This window comes from Flexivirga oryzae (assembly GCF_014190805.1).
GTDB lineage: Bacteria > Actinomycetota > Actinomycetes > Actinomycetales > Dermatophilaceae > Flexivirga > Flexivirga oryzae.
The window spans coordinates 1,771,474-1,791,660 of the sequence record NZ_JACHVQ010000001.1 but is presented as its reverse complement, the minus strand read 5'-3'; the positions used below and the strand labels follow the sequence as shown (position 1 = coordinate 1,791,660).

At 65.6% G+C, this 20,187-nt stretch carries 27 protein-coding genes; 14 read left to right on the top strand and 13 right to left on the bottom strand.

Annotation, left to right across the window (positions count from 1 at the left end):
- Nucleotides 1-77 precede the first annotated feature (77 nt).
- The 6 genes from FHU39_RS08305 (at nt 78) to FHU39_RS08280 (ending at nt 2,876) form a co-directional block, all read left to right on the top strand.
- Entirely contained in the window at nt 78-1,211 is a 1,134-nt protein-coding gene (locus FHU39_RS08305) for a phosphoribosylaminoimidazolesuccinocarboxamide synthase (protein ID WP_183319913.1), read from the top strand.
- Nucleotides 1,208-1,453: a hypothetical protein gene (locus FHU39_RS23785; RefSeq protein ID WP_221185181.1), complete on the top strand. Its 246-nt coding sequence runs from the start codon at nt 1,208-1,210 to the stop codon at nt 1,451-1,453. The genes FHU39_RS08305 and FHU39_RS23785 overlap by 4 nt, the downstream gene beginning before the upstream one ends.
- 113 nt (nt 1,454-1,566) lie before the next feature.
- Entirely contained in the window at nt 1,567-1,821 is a 255-nt protein-coding gene (locus FHU39_RS08295) for a type II toxin-antitoxin system Phd/YefM family antitoxin (RefSeq protein WP_183319912.1), read from the top strand.
- The gene (locus tag FHU39_RS08290) at nt 1,818-2,243 is read left to right on the top strand and encodes a PIN domain-containing protein (protein WP_183319911.1); all 426 of its coding nucleotides are present in this window, start codon (nt 1,818-1,820) and stop codon (nt 2,241-2,243) included. Before FHU39_RS08295 ends, FHU39_RS08290 begins: the two co-directional genes overlap by 4 nt.
- 116 nt (nt 2,244-2,359) lie before the next feature.
- Entirely contained in the window at nt 2,360-2,617 is a 258-nt protein-coding gene (locus FHU39_RS08285; protein WP_183319910.1) for a type II toxin-antitoxin system Phd/YefM family antitoxin, read from the top strand.
- A gap of 1 nt (nt 2,618) precedes the next feature.
- Complete coding sequence (locus FHU39_RS08280; RefSeq protein WP_183319909.1) at nt 2,619-2,876, top strand: Txe/YoeB family addiction module toxin; 258 nt, start codon at nt 2,619-2,621, stop codon at nt 2,874-2,876.
- A 728-nt stretch (nt 2,877-3,604) separates the two neighbouring features.
- Here FHU39_RS08280 and FHU39_RS08275 read toward each other — a convergent pair.
- From FHU39_RS08275 to FHU39_RS08250, 6 genes are all read right to left on the bottom strand, one after another.
- A complete protein-coding gene (locus FHU39_RS08275) occupies nt 3,605-4,039 on the bottom strand; it encodes a type II toxin-antitoxin system VapC family toxin (RefSeq protein WP_183319908.1) in 435 nt (144 codons plus the stop codon).
- Complete coding sequence (locus FHU39_RS08270; RefSeq protein ID WP_183319907.1) at nt 4,036-4,272, bottom strand: ribbon-helix-helix protein, CopG family; 237 nt, start codon at nt 4,270-4,272, stop codon at nt 4,036-4,038. The genes FHU39_RS08275 and FHU39_RS08270 overlap by 4 nt, the downstream gene beginning before the upstream one ends.
- 189 nt (nt 4,273-4,461) lie before the next feature.
- Nucleotides 4,462-4,740, bottom strand: a complete 279-nt coding sequence (locus tag FHU39_RS08265; protein WP_183319906.1) for a type II toxin-antitoxin system RelE family toxin — start codon at nt 4,738-4,740, stop codon at nt 4,462-4,464.
- A complete protein-coding gene (locus FHU39_RS08260; RefSeq protein WP_183319905.1) occupies nt 4,737-5,015 on the bottom strand; it encodes a type II toxin-antitoxin system prevent-host-death family antitoxin in 279 nt (92 codons plus the stop codon). The genes FHU39_RS08265 and FHU39_RS08260 overlap by 4 nt, the downstream gene beginning before the upstream one ends.
- A 109-nt stretch (nt 5,016-5,124) precedes the next feature.
- On the bottom strand, nt 5,125-5,427 hold the full coding sequence (locus tag FHU39_RS08255) for a type II toxin-antitoxin system PemK/MazF family toxin (RefSeq protein ID WP_343065870.1): 303 nt from the start codon (nt 5,425-5,427) through the stop codon (nt 5,125-5,127).
- Between the two features lie 23 nt (nt 5,428-5,450).
- Nucleotides 5,451-5,687: a DUF2191 domain-containing protein gene (locus tag FHU39_RS08250; protein WP_183319903.1), complete on the bottom strand. Its 237-nt coding sequence runs from the start codon at nt 5,685-5,687 to the stop codon at nt 5,451-5,453.
- A 38-nt stretch (nt 5,688-5,725) separates the two neighbouring features.
- Here FHU39_RS08250 and FHU39_RS08245 point away from each other — a divergent pair, with 38 nt between their 5' ends.
- Entirely contained in the window at nt 5,726-6,466 is a 741-nt protein-coding gene (locus tag FHU39_RS08245) for a phosphotransferase (protein ID WP_183319902.1), read from the top strand.
- Between the two features lie 816 nt (nt 6,467-7,282).
- Here the strand turns inward: FHU39_RS08245 and FHU39_RS08240 are convergent.
- A complete protein-coding gene (locus tag FHU39_RS08240; RefSeq protein WP_183319901.1) occupies nt 7,283-7,681 on the bottom strand; it encodes a hypothetical protein in 399 nt (132 codons plus the stop codon).
- Between the two features lie 1,429 nt (nt 7,682-9,110).
- Here FHU39_RS08240 and FHU39_RS08235 point away from each other — a divergent pair.
- Nucleotides 9,111-10,274, top strand: coding sequence for an MFS transporter (locus FHU39_RS08235; RefSeq protein ID WP_221185178.1), 1,164 nt, complete (start codon nt 9,111-9,113; stop codon nt 10,272-10,274).
- A gap of 1 nt (nt 10,275) precedes the next feature.
- On the opposite strand, the gene FHU39_RS08230 is transcribed toward FHU39_RS08235, so the two are convergent.
- Together FHU39_RS08230 and FHU39_RS08225 are read right to left on the bottom strand one after the other, a co-directional pair.
- A complete protein-coding gene (locus FHU39_RS08230) occupies nt 10,276-10,926 on the bottom strand; it encodes a hypothetical protein (RefSeq protein ID WP_183319899.1) in 651 nt (216 codons plus the stop codon).
- Nucleotide 10,927: 1 nt separating this feature from the next.
- A complete protein-coding gene (locus tag FHU39_RS08225; protein ID WP_183319898.1) occupies nt 10,928-11,953 on the bottom strand; it encodes a DUF3048 domain-containing protein in 1,026 nt (341 codons plus the stop codon).
- A gap of 24 nt (nt 11,954-11,977) precedes the next feature.
- Between FHU39_RS08225 and FHU39_RS08220 the strand changes: the two genes are divergently transcribed.
- A complete protein-coding gene (locus FHU39_RS08220; protein WP_183319897.1) occupies nt 11,978-12,826 on the top strand; it encodes a phosphotransferase in 849 nt (282 codons plus the stop codon).
- Here the strand turns inward: FHU39_RS08220 and FHU39_RS08215 are convergent.
- Nucleotides 12,813-14,141 carry an MFS transporter gene (locus tag FHU39_RS08215; protein WP_183319896.1) on the bottom strand — a complete coding sequence of 443 codons (1,329 nt, stop codon included), beginning with the start codon at nt 14,139-14,141 and terminating at the stop codon, nt 12,813-12,815. The genes FHU39_RS08220 and FHU39_RS08215 overlap by 14 nt on opposite strands.
- A gap of 148 nt (nt 14,142-14,289) precedes the next feature.
- On the opposite strand from FHU39_RS08215, the gene FHU39_RS08210 reads away from it, so the two are divergent.
- Nucleotides 14,290-14,766 carry a TrmO family methyltransferase domain-containing protein gene (locus FHU39_RS08210; protein ID WP_183319895.1) on the top strand — a complete coding sequence of 159 codons (477 nt, stop codon included), beginning with the start codon at nt 14,290-14,292 and terminating at the stop codon, nt 14,764-14,766.
- A gap of 406 nt (nt 14,767-15,172) precedes the next feature.
- Complete coding sequence (locus FHU39_RS08205) at nt 15,173-15,871, top strand: hypothetical protein (RefSeq protein WP_183319894.1); 699 nt, start codon at nt 15,173-15,175, stop codon at nt 15,869-15,871.
- Here FHU39_RS08205 and FHU39_RS08200 read toward each other — a convergent pair.
- Nucleotides 15,826-16,374, bottom strand: coding sequence for a GNAT family N-acetyltransferase (locus FHU39_RS08200; RefSeq protein ID WP_246336185.1), 549 nt, complete (start codon nt 16,372-16,374; stop codon nt 15,826-15,828). The two genes, FHU39_RS08205 and FHU39_RS08200, sit on opposite strands and share 46 nt — an antisense overlap.
- A gap of 15 nt (nt 16,375-16,389) precedes the next feature.
- Entirely contained in the window at nt 16,390-16,716 is a 327-nt protein-coding gene (locus tag FHU39_RS08195) for a VOC family protein (protein ID WP_343065785.1), read from the bottom strand.
- Between the two features lie 139 nt (nt 16,717-16,855).
- Between FHU39_RS08195 and FHU39_RS08190 the strand changes: the two genes are divergently transcribed.
- From FHU39_RS08190 to FHU39_RS08180, 3 genes are all read left to right on the top strand, one after another.
- On the top strand, nt 16,856-17,623 hold the full coding sequence (locus tag FHU39_RS08190; RefSeq protein WP_183319892.1) for an SDR family oxidoreductase: 768 nt from the start codon (nt 16,856-16,858) through the stop codon (nt 17,621-17,623).
- 100 nt (nt 17,624-17,723) lie between these two features.
- Nucleotides 17,724-18,287 carry a hypothetical protein gene (locus FHU39_RS08185; protein ID WP_183319891.1) on the top strand — a complete coding sequence of 188 codons (564 nt, stop codon included), beginning with the start codon at nt 17,724-17,726 and terminating at the stop codon, nt 18,285-18,287.
- Nucleotides 18,284-18,949 (top strand): (2Fe-2S)-binding protein, encoded by a 666-nt coding sequence (locus FHU39_RS08180; protein ID WP_183319890.1) that lies wholly within the window; start codon nt 18,284-18,286, stop codon nt 18,947-18,949. Before FHU39_RS08185 ends, FHU39_RS08180 begins: the two co-directional genes overlap by 4 nt.
- A 7-nt stretch (nt 18,950-18,956) precedes the next feature.
- Here FHU39_RS08180 and FHU39_RS08175 read toward each other — a convergent pair whose 3' ends face one another.
- Nucleotides 18,957-20,147, bottom strand: a complete 1,191-nt coding sequence (locus FHU39_RS08175) for an AAA family ATPase (protein WP_183319889.1) — start codon at nt 20,145-20,147, stop codon at nt 18,957-18,959.
- Nucleotides 20,148-20,187: the final 40 nt, after the last annotated feature.

The following is a 20,187-nucleotide window of genomic DNA, read 5'->3' as shown; positions in this document are numbered from 1 at the left end:
AGAACCCTGGATCTTGACGGGATCAGATCGTCAGGAAATACTGACGTCAGTAATTGCTGACGAAGGGATCTGGGCGCATGAGTCATGAGGCCACGACAACCGACAGTCAACCCGATTGGGTGATGGGCTTGCAGGGCGCCGATGTCTTGTATGGCGACGCCGCACCACCGGAGTTCACCAGCGCGCCGTGGACCGTCCACTTCTCGCTCCCGTCGGACCTGTCCGAACTCGACGGGGTGGCAGATCCGTTGCTGTTCGTGCACGCCGGTTCGGCTCACGTGCGGGCGATCGAGTCGAAGATGGATGAACTTGTCACGATGGCCCGCGCGCAGGGTCGCTCGTGGACCGAGATCGGCCGGGCGCTCGGGGTCACGAAGCAGACGGCGTGGGCGCGCCTGTCGCGGATCGTGGCCGAAGGCAAGACCAAAGTCATCGAGGACGCCGGCAATGGGGAAGTGGTGGTGCGCAGCAAGGACGACATCACGGCCGGCGATGGCGCCAAGCACGACGTGCTCCAGGGCAAGGCCGCGGCGTCAACACGTACGACTGCCAATGTGTTTCGGCTGTTGGAGCGTCACGGCATACCCACCCACTTCGTGGAGGGTGTCGACGACGTTGCGTTCCGGGCCCGACAGGTGAAGATGATTCCCCTGGAGCTCGTTGCCCGTCGTTATGCCAGTGGCAGTTTCCGCGATCGCTTCCCGGAGCTGACCGACGGTGCTCGGCTCGACGAACTGGCCTTCGAGGTTTTCGAGAAGGACGATGCCCACCACGATCCGCTGTTGGAGTTCGACTTCGACGACGGCGTGCTGCGACGCTACGTCCCCAACGCCAAGGCTGCGGCAGCCATCGGGGCCGAGGCGAAACCCGGTGATCTGATCGGCGAGGAGGTGCTGGGGGAGAGCCGGTACTCCGACGTCACGCCAGACCTCTTGGCGAAGCTCCGGGTCCTCACCGTCTCATCCTTCGAAGCCATCGAGAGTGCCTGGAAGCAGCAGGGCGGCACCTACATCGACTTCAAGATCGAGTGCGGATTCGACTGCGAGACAGGCGAACTGCTGGTGGCCGACGTCATCGACAGTGACTCCGGCCGGCTGCGGTTCGGCGATGTCGACATGTCGAAGCAGTCGTATCGCGACGGCGCGGCGACGCTGCCCGAGGTCAAGAAGAAGTTCGAGGAGGTCGCCGCCCTCACCGATCGCTTCGAGTGACCAGCGGATCCGGCCGAATGCCGCAGCGCAAGAAGTTCATCCTCTTCGATCACGACGGCGTGCTGGTGGACACCGAGCACTGGTACTACAGGGCCGGCGAACGTGCTCTCGCGGACATCGGACTCACGTTGGATCGGGCGCAGTACCTGCGAGACATCCGAGCTCGTTCAGCGCGACTGGCGACCTTTGACCGGGCACTGGCCGCGACGCATCCCGAGCCCTGTGTTCTGGTGGCGAGCTGAAGTCGGGGCTTGGATTTCGGGACATCAAGGGTCGGATCTCGGTTGTTGCGGGGGAGTAACCGTGCGAAAATGGCGATATTGATGGGTACTCGATATCGCCACAAGGAGTCGCCATGGATATCGGCGTGAGAGAGCTACGTGACGGACTCAGCCGCCACCTGGCGTCTGTGCGTGAGGGTCACACGATCACCGTCACAGACCACGGTCGGCCTGTTGCACGGATCGTTCCAATCGGTGTCCCGACAAAGTTGGAGCAGCTTGTTTCCGACGGCAAGGTGACACCAGCGGTCCGTCGGAAGGGGCCACGTCCAGCGCCGATCAAGACCGCAGCAGCGGTGAGTGATCTCGTCGACGACCAGCGCAGGTGATCATCTATTTCGACACGTCGGCGCTCGTGCCGCTGTTGATCGATGAGCCGACCTCGGAGGTATGCGGCGAACTTTGGGATGGTGCCGACAACGTTGCCTGCACGAGGCTCGGCTACATCGAAGCCGTTGCAGCAGTAGCGATGGCAGAGCGCATCGGTCGGATTTCCGAGGCCGACGCCACCGCAGGGCGTGGCGTCTTGGACGAACTCTGGCCCGCGTTTGACGTGATCGAACTCAGTGGCGAACTGATGTCCGAGGCTGCGAGGTTGGCAATCCTGCACGGGCTTCGCGGCTATGACGCCACCCATTGTGCGGCGGCAATCGCCGTGAACGACGTCGAACTCGTCGCCGCATCCGGCGACAAGCGCCTGCTCGCGGCCTGGCGAGCCGAAGGCGTTTCGGTTTGTGACACGTCCGTGTGACTGGCGGATCAGTCCTATAAAACTGCACTGGGGGACGTGTTCAAGTGAGACAAGCGGCTTGACGTGTTTGCGACACGCAACGGCCGATGCGTACAGTTCTCTGTACGGAGGTGGTTATGAAAACCATGAGCTACACAGAGTCGCGCGCGAAGTACGCCGAGGTTCTCGACTCGGTCGTGAACGACCGGGAAGAGGTGGTCATCACGCGGGCCGGACACGAGCCAGCAGTCATCGTGTCGTTGGACGACTATGAGTCGCTCAAGGAGACGGCCTACCTCATGCGATCGCCGGCGAACGCGCGCCGCTTGCTGGACGCCATAGAGCGCCTGGAGTCCGGGCACGGCGAGCATCACGAGCTGATCGACACAGATTGACGTGCTGCTCATCTGGGATGAGAACGCCTGGGATGACTATCTGTGGTGGCAGGCGCAGGACCGCAGGGTTCTGAAACGAATCAACCAGTTACTCGCGGACATTCAGCGAAATGGCAATGACGGGATCGGAAAACCGGAGGCCGTCAAGCACAATTTCGCAGGTTACTGGTCGCGACGTGTCACAGATGAGCATCGCCTCGTGTACAAGCTGGCAGAGAATGAGATTCGCATCGCAGCTTGTCGGCATCACTACGGGTGAGCCCTCCAGTAACTGGTTCACTCACGTACCGGCCGAACTGGGCCGTGCCATGTGTTTCGATTCGTCCTATTTATGCGCCGATAATCTACATTATGTCAAGTATCAGTCTGCATATCGCATCAGACGAGCCATTCGAGGCGCGGCTGTCCTCTGCCCCGCCCGGTGTCTCAACGAAGGTCCTGGCCCGATCCGGTGGGATCTGATCGCCCAGCAGTACGACCAGATGATCAAGTACGACACCACAGAACGCCCGCGGTCAGTCCGTCGACGGCTTTACCGGTTGAAGAACATGGATTCGCGCCGTCCGGGCGTCACTGCGCCCCAACGAGGCCAGATAGTCGCGAGCGGTCGCCTCTGCGTCAGCGAGTTCGGCACACTGGGTCACGCCGACGCCGTCCACGTGCAGTTCCCACCCCAGCCGCCACGGCACGGGGCGAACCCAGTAGCCCCTGCGCCAGGTCTTGCCTCCCTCGCCATGCACGTCCGGACAGTCAGCGGCGCAGCAACCACAAATCGGGCCACGGCCGAGGTCGATGTCGGCTTCGTTCCCGCATGTGCAGTCCTGGCACGTGCATCGGAGTCCATCTTCGACTGACGACATCCAGTGAATCTAGCCAGCGCTGGCCCTGCAAGCGAGCGAGTTATTCGGCCGAATACGCCGGAACTTGATACGCAGGCTGTCCAGTAGTAGCCGAACCTACGACTCGGCACACCAGCGGTCGGGTGCGCTACGTGCTGAGACGCAGCCTCTCCGCGACTTCAGATGCCGTTTCAGCAAGACCGGCAGCTAGCAGCCGCCGGTCAGCGCTAACGAGAGGGATCTTCAGCGCTACGGAGGTGGCAGCCCAACTGGCGTCGTAGAACGACAAACTGTGCGTATCTGCGAGCCGCGCGGCGTCATGCAGCCAGTCCTGTGACATCACCAACGGCGAGCCGACGATCGCCACGAGGTCGTCCAACTGATCCGCAACGTCGTCTGCCCCCCACCTCAGCGCACGCGCCAGGACGTTGCCAACCTCGTATATGGCCAGGTCCAGCACGTGCGCATCGAGATCGCCGTGGACGTGTGAGTCCCGGATCGCCCGTGCTTCAGCGAGCTCGCTCTCCCCCTCCGAGTGAAACCACTTGATCAATACCGAGGTGTCGACCAGAAGGCTGGTCATCGACGCTCGTCTCGGTCTGCGCGCACGACGTCTGCCGACTCGAAGCTGCCGGCATCTTGAAAGCGACGCTCCGATCGCTCGACCGCACTCGCGAGGTCCGCCGGATCACGACGCTTGAGCTCCCGCCTGGCGGCCGCAGCAAGAAGCGCGCTGCGACTCGTCGAGCGACGCTTCACCTCCGCGTCCAGCTCAGCCAGGAGATCATCGGGCAGTGAAACCATCACTTTGGACATACTCGGAGTATAGCCGAGAATACAGCCCGCGACGCGCCGTTCCACGGGTTCAAGTCGAATACGACCAACCTTGATACGCAGGGTCTCCACTACTACTAGTGACACAACCGGCGCACGCGAGGGCGGACCCAGCTACCAAGACCACAAGGAACAAGAGCGTCGAGCCCGCGACCCTGGCTCGGATTCGGCTCATCGAGTCCTGTAAATACGTCCACAGTGGTCGATCCGGATCACGAACAGGGCATTTTGTTCCTGATCGATCCGGTACAGCACGCGATAGTCACCACGCCGGGCTCCCTGAAGACCTTCGAGTTCGTTGTGCATCGGCTTGCCCATGCGAGGCGGGTCGATCGGCAGGACTGCGGTCAGAAACTCGACGATCGCGCTGGCGTACCGAGGCGGGATCCGGCCTAGATCACGGATTGCTGGCGATGTCAGTTCGACGCGCCACAACCGCTCATCGCTCATCGCACCGGCGGCAAGCCGTACCGGGTACGCAGGTCGTCAGCGCTGACAGTGTTGCTGGTGGCAGTGTCGTCGTCGGCCTGCGCGAGGTCTTCGCGGATCCCGGGCTGAGACTGCCAGAACAACGTGTCTTGAATCGACTCCCACTCATCCGCAGAAATCATGACGGCCACCGGCGCACCGTTCTTGGTAAACGTGACGTGCTCATGCGTGCGTGCGGCGTCGTCAACGAGCTCGTTCAGCTTCGCCTTCGCCGCGCTGATCGATAACGTTCTCACGCGTCAATAGTACAAACTTTAAGACCTTAATCAAGGTCTTCTCCAGACCGAAACTGCGGACGGATCGAGCGAGCTAGTTCCAGGAAACTCAAGTGCACTCCCCGGACGCTCAACCTCCGCAGTCGACAGCGACCGAAAGGGCCTCGCACACCTGCCGCATTCTGCTGTCACTGAGGCGTCCGAGCCGTTCGACCAGCACCGCGAGCGACACACTTTCGACGGAGTCGAGGTTGACCGCCGATCGCAGCGGGATCGGATCGTCTTCCGGCTCGAGGACGACTTCGCTCACCAACCCGCGGATGGTTGTGGTGCACGGCGCGATGAGTGCCCGACGATGTCGGGGAATCACCGCGTCCCGCGACAGCACGACGACCGGTCTACGTCCGATCTCGGCCATTTCGCACCACCACACCTCGCCACGCCGGGGCACGGCATTCACGAGGCTGCGACGTTGCGTCGGAACGATGCCAGGTCACCCCACTCATCGGGTTCGTCGAGTGGATGCTCGTCGTACGCGGCATAGTTCGCATCGATCTCTGCGGCACGGTGACTCGCGAGCAGCGACGTCAGGGCTTCGTCCATGAGAGCCGCGTCCGTGAGGCCGGACCGGAGGCGACGCGCAGAGTCCAACAGGTCCGAGTCGACCGTGGTGCTGAGTCGTATGCGAGACATGCCACAAGTATGCCATTGCGATCCGTATGCTTGCTGGCGTGCCTGAGATCGAGATCGTCGTCGCGCACTCGGAGCGGACCACGCTGCGTGTGGGCAACGTGTTTCTCAAGGTCGACGCGGATCCGGCACGGATCGAACACGAAATCATCGCAATGGATCTCGCACCTATCCCGACACCGCAGGTGCTCTGGCACCAGCCCTCCGTGCTCGCTCTCGCAACGGTTCCCGGGAAGCCGCTCGGAAAGCTCGGTGAACCGTTGAGCGCTCCTCCGGCGGCCTGGGTCGCGGCCGGCGCCACCATACGAAAGCTGCACGAGGCACCGCTGCCACCGTGGACCGCCCCGGGTCACGACGAGCTCGCAGCGGAACTCGACCAGGAGTGCTCCTGGCTGATCGCGCACGACGTACTCCCGGCCGCGCTCGTCTCACGCAACCGCAAGGTCGCCGAGGCCGCGCTCCGCCCGTGGACGCCGGCATTCGCCCACGGCGATCTGCAGATCGCGCATGTGTTCGTCGACGACAACGAGGAGATCACCGGTGTGCTCGACTGGTCGGAAGGCGCCCAGGGCGACCCGCTCTACGATCTCGCGACGCTGACTCTCGGCCATGAAGAACGCCTCCACGACCTATTGACCGGATATGGCGCTCCGGTCGACCTCGACGTCATACGCGGTTGGTGGTCGGCGCGCAGCCTGCTTGCGGCACGCTGGCTGATCGAGCACGGCTTCGACCCGGACTCCCCCGGCTGCGAGTTCGACGTGCTGCGCGCCGCACGCTGAGCAGTCTTCGGGACCCGCAGCGGACTATGGCCGTGTAGGTGAGTTCCGACAGCGTTTGCCGATGAGTTTCAACAGCACCTGGGCATGTAGCCGATTGGATGTCAGTGAGCGTCTCCGCTGAGTCCGGCCTGCGCGTGCCGTAGGACTTGACCGCCGCTGCTCGTGACGGGCGAGCACCCTCGGCGACGCAGACCTGAGGTGCCCGGTCGTCCGCAGGAGCCGCAAAGGGAAGCGGAATCTAGTCCTCGTGCTCGACGGCGACATTGAAGGCCCACACGCGGCTCCGAGTGCCAGACTGCTGAACGGCCTCGGGGGACCGAAGAGCTGCCGACATCAGGGGGCGACCGGAAACACCATTTTCGGCCCGGCCGGGCCGCCCCGCCAGAGGCGACGAGAGACTGGTGAGAAACCTCACTGAAGGACTTGCGAGGCTATCGCTGCCGGAAGCGGCGTCGAGGGCGGTCGAACTCTGATGCGGCGCCGTTGACGGTTACGGTGATCTGGGTGCATTCCCACGGGTACACGGCAACCCAGAGTTGACCGTCGGATATGACGTCGTAGGGCTGCCAACCGCGGTGCCCTACTCGTGCCCTAAACCTGGGCGGGTGCGCGCTGACGCCGACTGCGATGGCCATCCGGCGGCCCTGCTCCTCCACGATGACGTCGCCGATGAACAGGTCCGTGGGGTCGTCTACCCAGGACTCGTCGGCCGAGTCCTGGGTAGACGACTCGGCAGGACGTATTCGATACCGACCGTTCGTAGCGTCCCGGTCGAGCACATGCCCGGTGCGCGGCAACGGGTACGTCCTGACTTCATTACGCGTTGTATCCACCATCTGCCGCATCTGCCGGAAGGTCCCATTCGAAGTAGCAAGCCGACGTCGAACTCGCGCAGTGCCAGATCGGTGAGCGGAGGTTCATCCACCAGAACCCTGGGTAGCCGCTCACCTCCCAGCTGCCGCCCACTTCGCCCGCGTAGTAGCGGTACGTGTTGTTGTACAGACCAGGGGCATTCCACGAATACGACTTGCCGCCAGCGATCGTCGTCTCTTTGGATTCGATCTCTGTACCGACGTGCGTGGCTGATGCCCCTTCAGCCCCGGAACTTGTACGAAGCAACTGTGATTGAAAGAGAAAGTTTTCGACGGAGTGGGTAGGGGAGATGCTGCTCTTCGAGGTCACGCGGTGGCCGTTCAAGGAAAATGTGACGTGCATGTGTACTTCCCCAAGGACCTTCGACCCGTACCCATAGTTACCGTTGCCATCGACCGTTGCGACGGTCCTACTCTCGTTGTAACACGCCTCCGCATCGCCACTGGTGCTACACCACCCGCCGCCCCCGGAGGGTGGTGGTATCGATGCCGGGGACACCTCCCGGGCGTTGGTTCCTCCCGGTGGCATCAGGGCACGACCACGCACCGACCCGGGCCGAGAGGGCGCGGCCGCACTGGCCGACGTTCGAAGTCGAGGCCGTGTAGTTTCTGATCACATTTGTTGCGTGCTGCGGTACTTCCGCGTGAGCTGTGGCGACCGGGCCGATGACGCTGCTAATGCCGAGCAGGCCGGTGACCAGGCCTATGCGTCGTAAAATCTTCATGAATCCCCTGTTCCCCTTCGAAATTGATGCCGCAAAGTTGCTGCATCGTGCGGGCGTGATAATACGCGCACTACCTCCAAATACGGGGGAAAGGGTGGAAGTTCCTGCGAGACATGATTCAGCCAGTTACGGCCAGGACATGGCCCGCTTACCGCTGGCCGGTCGTGCTGCTGGGAGCATCGAATCTGTCGCTAGCCATGGCTGACAGTCGGCGTGCCGCTGCCGACCGTCGCGCGGCCGCCTCGGACCACCACACGGCCAGGCCCGCCACCGCAAGCAACACCGTCGCACTGCCGCACGCCAAGGAACCGATCGCTGCACTCCGCAGCTGCTCGGCCGGAACGTCACTATGCGGCGCCGAAACCCCGATCAAACCGGCGACGACAATCACGGCGCCGATAGCCAGCGAAACGGCCGAAAGCACCCCAGTCTCGATTTGAGCGCTCTGCCACCGTGCAGAGGTCTGGGGCTCAGGGCCTGCCGCGAGCCGATCCGCCACCTTCGTCGACAGCATGGCGCCTAGAAGCACGATGCCCGACAGCACAAGAACCGGCAAAAAGAGCAACGCTCCTGAAGCGACAAAGGTACCGACCCGGCTCGAGAAATCGGGCTGCGTCACAGGGCCGTTGGCCGACTCGGACCAGCTGACCCCCAACCCGTACAGGGTCGCTCCTAGCATCACGGCCGCCGCTGCTTGCAGACAACGAATACAAATCCTCACCCAGGCACCCACGCATCGACCCTTAAGATTGGCAACGGAGATCTGAGGTTTCATCATCCACCAGTTGTCCCCCCGGTATGCCCCGGACCGCGACGTTGGTCGTGTCAGTAGCCATCGTCGTGGCGGTGATCCTACCCGCGTACGTGTCACTGTTTCGCGCCATGCACAGGTCGTCCAAGCAGCCGCCACCGGAATGGTGCTGCCGAAAGTCACCTACATTTCGGGCCCGCTGCAGCCCGGGGTGCTGTCGAAACTCATCGGCAAACGCTGTCGGAACTCACCTATACAGCCAGGACTACGGCACCCACCACCTCTACCGTCGAAGGGTGCACCAGAAGACGCCCGTCAATGTCCGCGGAGTGGCGTTGGTCGCGGGCGCGCACGTGGTGGACGACTTCTACCAGGGCGTCATACCTGCGCTGTTGCCGTTCCTGGTGTCCCAGCGGCACTACAGCTACGCCGCGATCTCGGGCATCACCCTCGCAGCCACCGTGCTCAGCTCCGTGGCGCAGCCGGCTTTCGGGGTGCTCGCCGACCGCGGCTCGCGTCGCTGGATGGTGCCGGCAGGAATGCTGCTCGCCGGCGTCGGCGCGTCCCTGGCGGGGCTGATGCCGTCATACATCCTCACCTGGCTGGTGGTCGCCCTGTCCGGTCTCGGCATCGCGGCCTTCCACCCGGAGGCCGCCCGCGGCGCCCGGCAGGCGGCGGGCAACAGCAACACCGCGATGAGTGTCTTCGCGCTCGGCGGAAACGCCGGTTATGCACTGGGGACCCTCGTCGCCACACCCGTGCTGCTCTGGCTCGGGGTGCACGGCACCGGTTTGCTGGTCCTGCCCGCGATCGTGATGGCGCTGATCCTGTCGCGGACCCTCGGCCGCACCCTCGACCAGCGCGAGGAGCACCGCTCGAAGTCGCGACTGCCCAGCGGTGACGACGACTGGCGCGCCTTCTCGACACTCACAGCGATCGTGATCGTCCGATCGATCTTCTTCTTCGGCGTGACGTCGTTCGTCTCGCTCTACTTCATCAATCAGCTCGGGACGTCCAAGGCAACGGGCAACGCCGCGCTCACCGTCTTCCTGGTGACCGGTGCCCTCGGCACCCTGGTCGGAGGTTGGCTGGGTGACCGGTTCAGTCCGATCGTGAGTATTCGCAGCGGTTTCGCACTGGCGATCCCCGCTCTGTCCGGCGCACTCCTGGCGCCGTCCACCCCGATGGCGATGGTGTGCGTCGCCGTTACCGGTATCGCGACGTATCTCCCGTTCAGTGTTTTCGTCCTACTCGGCCAGAACTATCTGCCGAATCGGATCGGCACCGCGAGCGGAGTGACGGTGGGGCTCGCCGTCAGCATCGGCGGGCTCGCCAACCCCTTGGTCGGCTGGCTCGCGGACGCGACCAGTCTGCGTATGGCGTTGACGGTCCTGCTCGTGCTTCCTGCGATCGCCCTAGGGGTTTCGATGTTCTTGCGTATGCCGGAACCCGGACGCTGACTCAGTGCTCCGCGTGCAGTCGCCGGAGCCGCATGCCGGCCTTCTGGAAGCCGACCAGGACGACCACGAAGATCGAACTGACGACGAGTGATCCCACTGTTGCACCGGCCAACTCGACCTGCTGCAAGCCGGACAGGGTGGTCTGCCCGGAACGCCAGTCACTGGTAATGATGCCGATCACCACCAGGCAGAGCGGAGCCGCGACCAGCCCGCACGGGGGCATGAGGGCGGCACCCAACGCCCAGGTCACGCCGGGACCGGTCCCCTGTTGCACGGACAACGTGGACAAGGTGGTCTCGAGAGGGCTCGGCGGCGTGAAGATCCGCGCCCGCTGGGTCACCTCGGCCGTCGACCAGGCCCGGACACTGCGGAAGAAGCTGGCCAGCCTCGACAGGTAGAACCCGGCAGCGCAGACTGCGATGACGACGGCAATCCAACCACCCGCAACCAGTGGCCAATTCACCAGCGGTCGGTTGGGTTCCGCCTGGTTCCACGTGCTCCCCAGCACGACCGTGAGCAGGCCGCCCGCGAGCAACCAGGAGATGCAGCCGAAGCCGGCGCCGCCGCGCAGGTGCATGAACGGCGACTGTGTGAGAGCGCGGCCGAGCGCCTCCCGCTCCGCGTCGGTCATCACTGCATCGGTCGTGTCCACGTCAGCTCTGTAACAGGATCCAGGTCTTGCCCCGCGCAAGCTGCAGTTGCCGACCCCGGTCGTCGCGCAGCCTGAACGGATTGTTCTTCGCGGTCCGATCCCAGGTGCCGGTCACCCGTCTGCCGTCACGGTAGAGGGTGAGGGAGCCCTTCCCGACGGACACGGTCTTGTACACGGGGGTTCCCGCCGGGTCCTTGTAACCGTCGGACACGGTGCGGGTCTTGAGCACCAGCACGTTGCTGGCGGTGACCTGCTGACCGCCAGCGCCACTGTCGGTGTATGCGCGACCGTTCCAGCTCGGCAGGTAGCGGTTTGCCTTGTAGGAGAACGAGAACCGGTCGCCCCCGATCTGCACCGTGAACTGCGTCTCCCGAGTAGCCGTCTTCAGGCGGGTGGCCGAGCCGAACCGCAATCCGATGTCGCGGGATGTCGGCAGCCCCTTGCGCTTCGAGAGCGCGGCCAGGTCGAAGTAGAGGTTGTGCGGCGCGACCCGCCCCGGATCGCGCGTCCCCTGGGAGTCCAACGTGATCGAGGCATTGCTGAGCTTGGGCCGGACCTGCGAGGCGACCCCGGAGTAGACGAGCAGCGGTTTACCGAACATCGGGAGGAGATCGATGTCGGTGCTGCGCACGCTCCGGACCGGTTCGACGCGCCGTGGAAAACGTGACTGGTAGACCGGCATCAGCCTCGTCAAGCTGCCTTCGACCTCTTCGACGAAGACGAGATCCGCTGCCGACAGGCCGAACTGCGGCATGGCGGCGGCCGTGTTCTCCAGCTTCACGGCGATGACCGGGTTACCGTTCCGCGCGAGACCGGTCAGTGGGTCGCGCCGTGCAGCAGGCGCGCTGCTTGTCGGCGCGGTTGCTTTCGGTGCGGTGGTCCGCGGCGTCGTCGATGCAGTGCCCGGCGTGGACATCGGTGACGACACCGACGCGGCGCCCGAACCACTGCTGGAGCATGCGGCCAGGACCAGTGCAGTTGCGGCGACACCCACCGTGACCACGCGGCGTCGAGTGTTGTTTCGCATTACGGCAACGCTACCGTCTCAACGATGGACCGCTCTCTGTCGACACTCACGGACACGCAGCGCGACCTCCTCCGGGAGTGGTTGCCCGATCTCCACGTTGTTCGTGACCACAGCTGGGGACTGGTCGACAACGTCGTCCTCGAGGTCGAGTCTCAAGGGCAGCGCTTCGTCGTCAAGGCGGACGGCGAAACCAATCACCACATCGCACGTGAACTCGACGCCCATGAACAATGGCTCGCACCATGGGTCGCGCTTGGTCGGGCACCACGACTCGTTGCCGGTGACCGGTCCGCGAAGATCGTTGTCACGGAATACCTGCCGGGTCACCTGGTCCTCGGCTCCGACGCACAGCGCAACCCGGACACCTTTCGGCAAGCCGGTGAGCTGCTCGCCATACTGCACGGCCAGCCCGCTGTGATCGACGCGTCGTACGAGGCCCGGGAGAACGCCAAGATCTTGCAGAATCTGGACAAGGAGCACCGCATCTCCCCGGAGTTGGAGACCGAACTGCGCGGCATCGTGATGGGTTGGCCGGACGAACCGGTGGCACTGGTGCCCACACACGGCGACTGGCAGCCGCGCAACTGGCTGGTGCACGATGGCCGGATCAGCGTCATCGACTTCGGACGCGCTGCCCTGCGGTCGGTCCTGGCCGACTGGACTCGCCTGGAAGCACGAGACTTTCGCGAGGACCCGGCGCGCGAGGCGGCGTTCGTCGAGGGGTATGGCGCGGATCCCCGCGAGTCCGGCGCCTGGTTCCGGGAACGCCTGCGCGAGGCGATCAACACTGCGGTCTGGGCACACCTCATCGGCGACGAGCCATTCGAGGAGCAGGGCCACCAGATGATCGCCCGCGCCCTCAACGCCTCCTAGCCGGCGGCCGTCCGGCGCCATACCGGTCCGGCGCCAGCAACGCGCTCCCGAGCGACAGCAGACCGAGCAACACCAGCAGGGCGACGATCGGGCGCGCTCCGCCACCCCACCGGAGCAACGCGGTCGCGATGAACGGCGTGAATCCGGACAGCATGGTGGCAACGTTGTACGCCAACGACAGACCGGTGTAGCGGGTGCTTCTGCCGAACAGCTCGGTGAACCAGGCAGGTTCGATCGCGAAGTTGACTCCGCTCGCGATCCCCCAGCCGAGGAACAGGGCGACCCAGACGATGACCAGGGAGTCGCTGGACAACATCTGGAAGAACGGCCACGCGAAGCCGATCCCGAAGACCGCACCCACGACGAAGACCCTCTGCCGGCCCACCCGGTCAGCGAGCAGCGCTGCGCCCCAATAGCATCCGACCCCAGCCAGCACGCTCGAGCTGACGGCGACCAGGGCCACGTCGCGGTCGAAGTGACCCGCCCGCGGCACATAGGACAAGGCGAAGACGAGCACCAAGTAGCCCCACATGTTCTCGGCCAACCGCATCCCGACCGACAGGAGCAAGGGCACTCGATCCGAGCGGACGGACTCGGTGATCGGGGCTGGTGAGATCGCGCCGGTGCTTTCCAGGGCCTGGAAGTCGACGGTCTCCAGGATCCCGGCCCGGATCCACACGCCGATCGCGAGCACGACGGAGCTCGCCAGGAACGGCACGCGCCATCCCCACGTCTGGAGCGCGGCGTCGGACAGCGTCGACACCGGTACGAACACCGCTGTTGCGAGAACTGCGCCGAGGGCCGTACCCATCTGGGGCAGGCTTCCCCACCGGGCCTTGCGATCGGCGGGTGCGTTCTCGACGGCGACCAGTGCCGCACCGGCCCACTCACCGCCCACTCCGAATCCCTGCACCAGACGCAGCACGACGAGCAGAACGGGTGCGAGCGAACCCACCTGGCCTGCTGTCGGCAACACCCCGATGGCCGTCGACGCCAGCCCCATCGTCCAGAGTGTCGTGAGCAGGACGCGCCGGCGTCCGTAACGGTCACCGAGCCGGCCGAGGACCAGGCCACCGATCGGTCTGGCGACGAATCCCACGCCGAGCACCGCGAACGACTGCATGGTGCCGCTGAGGCGCTGCGCCGATGGGAAGAAGACGTCTCCGAAGACAAGGGCGGACGCTGTCGCGAACGCGAAGTAGTCGTACCACTCCACGGTGCTGCCGACGAGCGATGCTGCGCGTGCGCGCCGACGCGCCCGCGAGAGTTCGGAACTTGCTGTAAACGCGCGTGTTTCAGGTATGGCAGTAGCCACCGAGCTTCCTTCCTTCGCCGGCATGACCCGGACAGGTTCGACGGTCGGTGGCCGGCTACCACCCTCTCAGCCCACGCATCGTGCGGACTCCCGTTGGATGGCGCCACCGTAGCCCGCCTACGACGCTGCGGGGTGGCAGGATCGCCATGTGGATATCACCGTCGCCCCCATCGCACACGTACGCCTCGGCCGGACCGACCCAGAGGATGACTTCTGGGGCGGTGCCCAGTGCCGTATCGAACTCGCGGAAGAGTATGACGCGGAAAGCCTTTCGGGCCTGGAGGATTTCAGCCATCTCGAGATCGTCTACCTCTTCGATCGCGTCGACCCGGGATCGGTGGAGACCACAGCGCGGCATCCGCGAAATCGCAGCGACTGGCCGCTCGTCGGCATCTTCGGCCAGCGCGGCAAGCGGCGCCCAAATCGGCTCGGGGTGAGCCGTTGCGCGCTGATCTCGGTCGAGCACCGTGCGCTGGTGGTCGAAGGCCTGGACGCGATCGACGGGACGCCCATCCTGGACATGAAGCCGTGGATGCGCGAATTCGGCCCCCGTGGCGAGGTGCGGCAACCGGAGTGGGCGACGGAGCTGATGGCCGATTACTACCGGCCCGAATCGTCCCGCTGAACCTCGCCCGCTCACCGAGCGTTGCCCGGCGGTCACCCGCAAGCAGGTCGAGTAGGCGGAGCGCTAGCGCAGCCGTATCGAGACCCCTGCGATCCCTGAGTAGCCCGGAGCTTGCGACGGGTGAAGACCCCTGCGATCCCTGAGTAGCCCGGAGCTTGCGACGGGCGAAGACCCTGCGATCCCTGAGTAGCCCGGAGCCTGCGACGGGCGTATCGAAGGGTCGCACCCGCGCGGGTCGAGTAGGCGGAGCGCTAGCGGAGCCGTATCGAGACCCCGCGAGGACACGCGGTAGAGGTCGGAACCGGCTGTGCTTGTGATGGTTTCGCCGCGAAGGGGTTGTCGGTGCTCACCCCTAGACTCGGTCCTAGAACAGCAGCTCAGGCAAGGCGGGAAGGGGTGACCGGCCATGACGAGCGACCCGCGGTGGGTGGACGTGTCCGGGCTACCCGGACCGATCGCGGATGCGGTCACCGCCCTGACCGAGCACACCGATCGCGCCCAGCCAGCCCGCGTCACCATCACCACCGACACCCACACCGATACCGATACCGGGCAGGTGTCTCGGGAGCGGCTGGGTGACCTGATCCAGGCCGCCGAAAAGGTGAAATCGTTCGCCGACGCGGCCCTGGTGGACGCGACCGCGGCCCTGGTCGCCGACATCACCGCCCACCACGGGGTGGGCGCCGACGACCCCCGGTACGCGGCCAAGGTCGCCGCCCACCGCAAAGCCGCCTGCCAAGCAGTCGTCCACGAGGTGCAGTTGTTGACCGGGTCCACGATCACCGCCGCCCGAGACCGGGTCAGGTTCGCCACCGCCCTGGACGCCCGCGTTCACGGGGCGCAGGACCTACACCTACTCACCCACCACCACCCTTCTAACCCAAACACACCCGGGCGGCCTCCGGGAGCGACCCTTCGATACGCCCTTCGCAAGCTCCGGGCTACTCAGGGGACGCCAGGTTCACAGCACCGCTGCGGGCTACTCAGGGGACGCCAGGCTCACACCACCGCTGCGGGCTACTCAGGGGACGCCAGGTTCACAGCACCGCTCCGGGCTACTCAGGGAACCCCGACGGAGAGCCACTCAGCGCGCAGGACGCCGTAAACCACTGAGTCGTAACGAATGCCGCGAACCTCCCGAGCTTCGCGAAACGTGGCCTCCTTCGTCCAGCCGAGCTTTTCACCGACCCGGCACATGGCGATGTTGCCGGACCACGTCACGAAGTCGAGGCGGTGTGCGGTCGAGGACCCGAAGACGTCATCGGTCAACATCCGCAGCGCCTGCGCACCGATGCCCTTCCCGCGCACCGCCGGGTCATACACCGTGAGACCGCACCGCGCCCAGCTGGATGCCTCGTGCTCCCAGTGCCAGGCAGCTCGCCCGACGAGCACGTCCTGGTCGTCGACGATCGCGAACTCGTCCGGCTCGGAATCACCTTCGGAGATCCTGGAGCTCAAACGCGCAACGTGCGCAGCAACGGCGGCCGGAGGTGGCTTGGAAAAATACGGAGCATCCCACAGATGCCACTCCTGCTCCGGCTGCAGCCAGTGCTCCAACTGCGGAAGATCGCGGACCCGGAACGGTCGCAACTGAATCCCCATCATCATCGGCACGACCCTCGCTCAGGTCTCGACACAGAACTCATTTCCCTCAGGATCGGACATAACGACTAGATCGTCTGACCTGCGCATCACCATGGCCCCGAGCCGTTCGAGCCGCAGCACTTCCTTTGCCAGCGGGCCGACGGCGCGCAAATCGAAGTGTTGCCGGTTCTTCGCAGCCTTCGGCTCGGGCACCCGCTGGAACCACAGCGTCGGCCCACCCCACCCGGGCGGCTCGACCCAGGCCCGACTCGACGTGCTGTCCTCGTCCACGGTCGAGCCGAGGGCAGCGGCCCAGAACTCCGCGACCGCCAGCGGGTCCGAGCAGTCGAATGTCACGGACTTCACGAAACTCACCACCCGGACACGCTATCCGCCGAGCACGACCCGAGCATTCGAAAATCGAGCGGCGAAGGTGCCAACCGGTGACGTACCGTCCAAGGGCCCGTCGCACCACACGCCACGCACCCACAAGGACACGAGCCACATGTCGCACGGAACCGTTCTGATCACCGGAGTCGGCCGCAGGCGAGGTATCGCAGCGGGTCTCGCCGTCGCGTTGGCGGCGGCCGGCTGGGACCTCACGCTCAACCACTGGCAGCCGTATGACGAACGTCTCGGCAAGGAGCACGGGCGCGACGACCCCGCCGACGTCGCGCAGGAGTGTCGCACTCACGGGGCCGAGGTCGACGTGATCTCGGCCGATCTCGCCGACGTGACCGTTCCCGATGCACTCATAGGCCGGGCGAACCGTCGTGACGACCTCACCGCGATCGTCCTCGCGCACACCGAAGGAGTGAACAGCGGCGTACTGGACACCACCATCGAGAGTTGGGATCGCCACTACGCGGTCAACGCCCGCACGAACTGGCTACTGATCAAGGCGTTCGCCGAGCAATTGTCCTCGCCCGTACGAGAGGCCGAGGCTGGACGGATCGTCGCGCTCACGAGCGACCACTCGGCATACAACCTCCCCTACGGAACGAGTAAGGGCGCGCTCGATCGCCTCGTCGTCGCCGCAGCCATCGAACTGGGAGGTGCGGGCATCCGGGCGAACTGCATCAATCCCGGTCCGATCGACACCGGCTGGATGGACGACGAGATCCGCGAGGCCGGCGTCGCGCAGACTCCGCTCGGACGTCTCGGAACCCCGCAGGACACCGCCGACCTGGTGACCTTCCTGCTCTCCCCCGCCGGCGGCTGGATCACCGGCCAGGTGCTCTACAGCAGCGGTGGCTTCCACACCTCGAAATAGCCCGTGCGAACCGCCTTTCCCGAACGCTGCACCCGACGACGCACAGTGCGCCCCGGAGCAGGCTGCGTAGAGTCGGTGAGACCAGCCAGGAGGTGTCAACGTGCGTGCCGGGGTTCGGAAGGTCGTGTTGCTCGAAGGCGTGAGTGACATCGCCGCGGTCACCGCGGCAGCCGCGGCACAGCAGTTGGAGTTGGACGACGTGGAGCTCGTCGACCTTGGCGGCGTCACCAACGTGCAGCGCGAACTCCTCGAACTCACCCACGCCCGCAGCGAATTCGAGATCCTCGGGCTCTGCGACGCTCCCGAGGTCCGCTTCGTGGAACACGCACTCCGTGAGGTCGGCTGTGCCGTCCGCGACCCGAGCGATCTGGCCGGCTACGGCTTCTTCGTCTGCCAGGCCGACCTGGAGGAGGAGCTGATCCGCGCCCTCGGAGCCACGCAGACGGTCCACGTCATCGAACAGCTCGGCCTCGGTCAGAAGCTCGCCACCATGCGGCAGCAACCCGCCTGGCAGGACCGTCCGCTGCCCGAGCAACTGCACCGGTTCTGCGGTGTCGCATCCGGCCGCAAGGAACTTCTCGCCGGCGCCCTGTCGGCCGCGCTCGATCCCGAGCACCTGCCCGATCCGCTGCTGCAACTGGTTGACCGGATCGCCGCCGCATGACCGACCCGTTCTGCCTCGGCCCCGCTCTCGCATTCGACCTGCACGACCCCACCGAGCCGCCGACCGGTGAGTGGCAGTCGCTGACGACGCGCATCACCGACGAGGCCCTGCGTCAACGCGTCGAACACGTCGGGGACGCGCTCTCCACCCCGGGCCGGGGCGAGGTGGACGCGCGGGTCGCCGCCTCGACCGAACAGTTCGGGTTGGCCGCTCGTCTCGTCGCCGCCCATATCTGCGCGAGAGCACTCGGACGGCACCTCGACCTGCACACCTCCTCGATCCGCTGGCGGCTGGACGCCCGAAGCGGGCTCCGGCTGTCCTTCGCCGCCACGCCGCACCCGGTGAACCCCTTGCAGGACAGTGCGATCGTGCAACTCACAGGCCGCATCCAGGCGTTGTATGGCGTCAGCCCGCACGTCGTGTGGGGCAACCTCGGCTCGGCAGCGAACAGCACGATCGCGCTGCTCCGCGCATCGCGACCGGAGCTGGTCGACGCCGCACGCACGACCGCCGATGAACTGCTGACCGACCCTCGCATCGACGGCGGCGACCTGCGGACCGGTCCCGGATTCCGCCGGGCGAGTTGCTGCCTGATCTATCGCGCGACCGACGGGCTGTGCGGCGACTGCGTGCTGCACCGTCGCGGGACCTCGCGGGTCTGAGACCGGCTCAGCCCTGCGGGTCGTCCAGGTCGTGCACCTCACGCACGAAGGCCGCGAAACCCGGCACGGTGAACTCGAGATACCCGTGACTGCTGTCGGTGATGATGCCTGCCCCGATCAGGCGGCCGCGCGGCACGCCGAGAGCGTCCGTGGGTTTGCCCATGGCAGCCGCGATGTCGTGACGTCGCACCGGGCCGTCGCCCAGCCGGGCCATCGCCAACACCATCTCGAGCTCGACCTGACGGGTGACCTTCGACAGCCTCGCGGTGAACAGCTCACGGATGTCCTCCTCGACATCCGCCGCCGCAAGCTCGACGTGCTCCCGCCGGATGGTGGCCCCCGGGTTGGGGAAACCCGCGTGCCGCCAGGCGTTTTCGCCGATGAGCTGCACCGTGTGCGGGTAGCCCGCGGCATACCGCACCGCCGCATCGATGGCGTCGGCACTCCAGCCGACACCGAGCTCCCGGGCCGGGTTCGCGAGCGCCACGGCCGCCGCGTCCGGTGGCAGGTCCTTCAGCTGCCGGTAGGCGAAGCGTTCGGAGTTGCTGACGGCGGCGTTGATGACGCTCACACTCTCCGGCAGACCGGCCGCGAAGAGCGCCACCGGGAGGAAGCGACGCTCGGACTGGAAGTGCTGCCACGCGTAGGAGATCGTGCGCAGGCTCGCCGGTTCGGCCGCCTGGATCTCGTCGATCAGCAACACCAACCCGCTGAACTGACGCTCCTGCGCGACCTCCACGGTGGCAACCAGCAGATCCTCGAACTCGCGGGTCGCGCCACGCGCACGCCGACCACCGGTCTTGCCCCAGGCCGCCTCGATGCTCGCCACACCGGGCACGCCACCGGTCACCTTCAACTCCAGGTGCGACAGGGCGGTTGCGACCCGCTCGCGCAACTTCACCGGCCAGCGCCGCACGAGGCGTTCGGCACCGTCGGCGATCGCCGGCACCAAACCGGCCGACTCCCCCGCAGTCACCCAGATGGTCGCCGCGTCTCTCGCATGCGCACGCTGTTCGACCTGTCGCAGCAAGGACGTCTTGCCCACACCGCGCGGGCCGTGGTCGACCCGGATCCGCGACACCAGCCGCCCGGTCGCGGACATCATGTCCAACCGCTCCGAAATCTCGGCCAACTGCCTGCTGCGACCGGGGGTTTCGCGCGCGACCGCGCCCGGTGTGTAGGGGCTCGGTTGCACCATGTCGCCTCGCTCGGTCTATACGTTTCGCCTCAACCGTCTC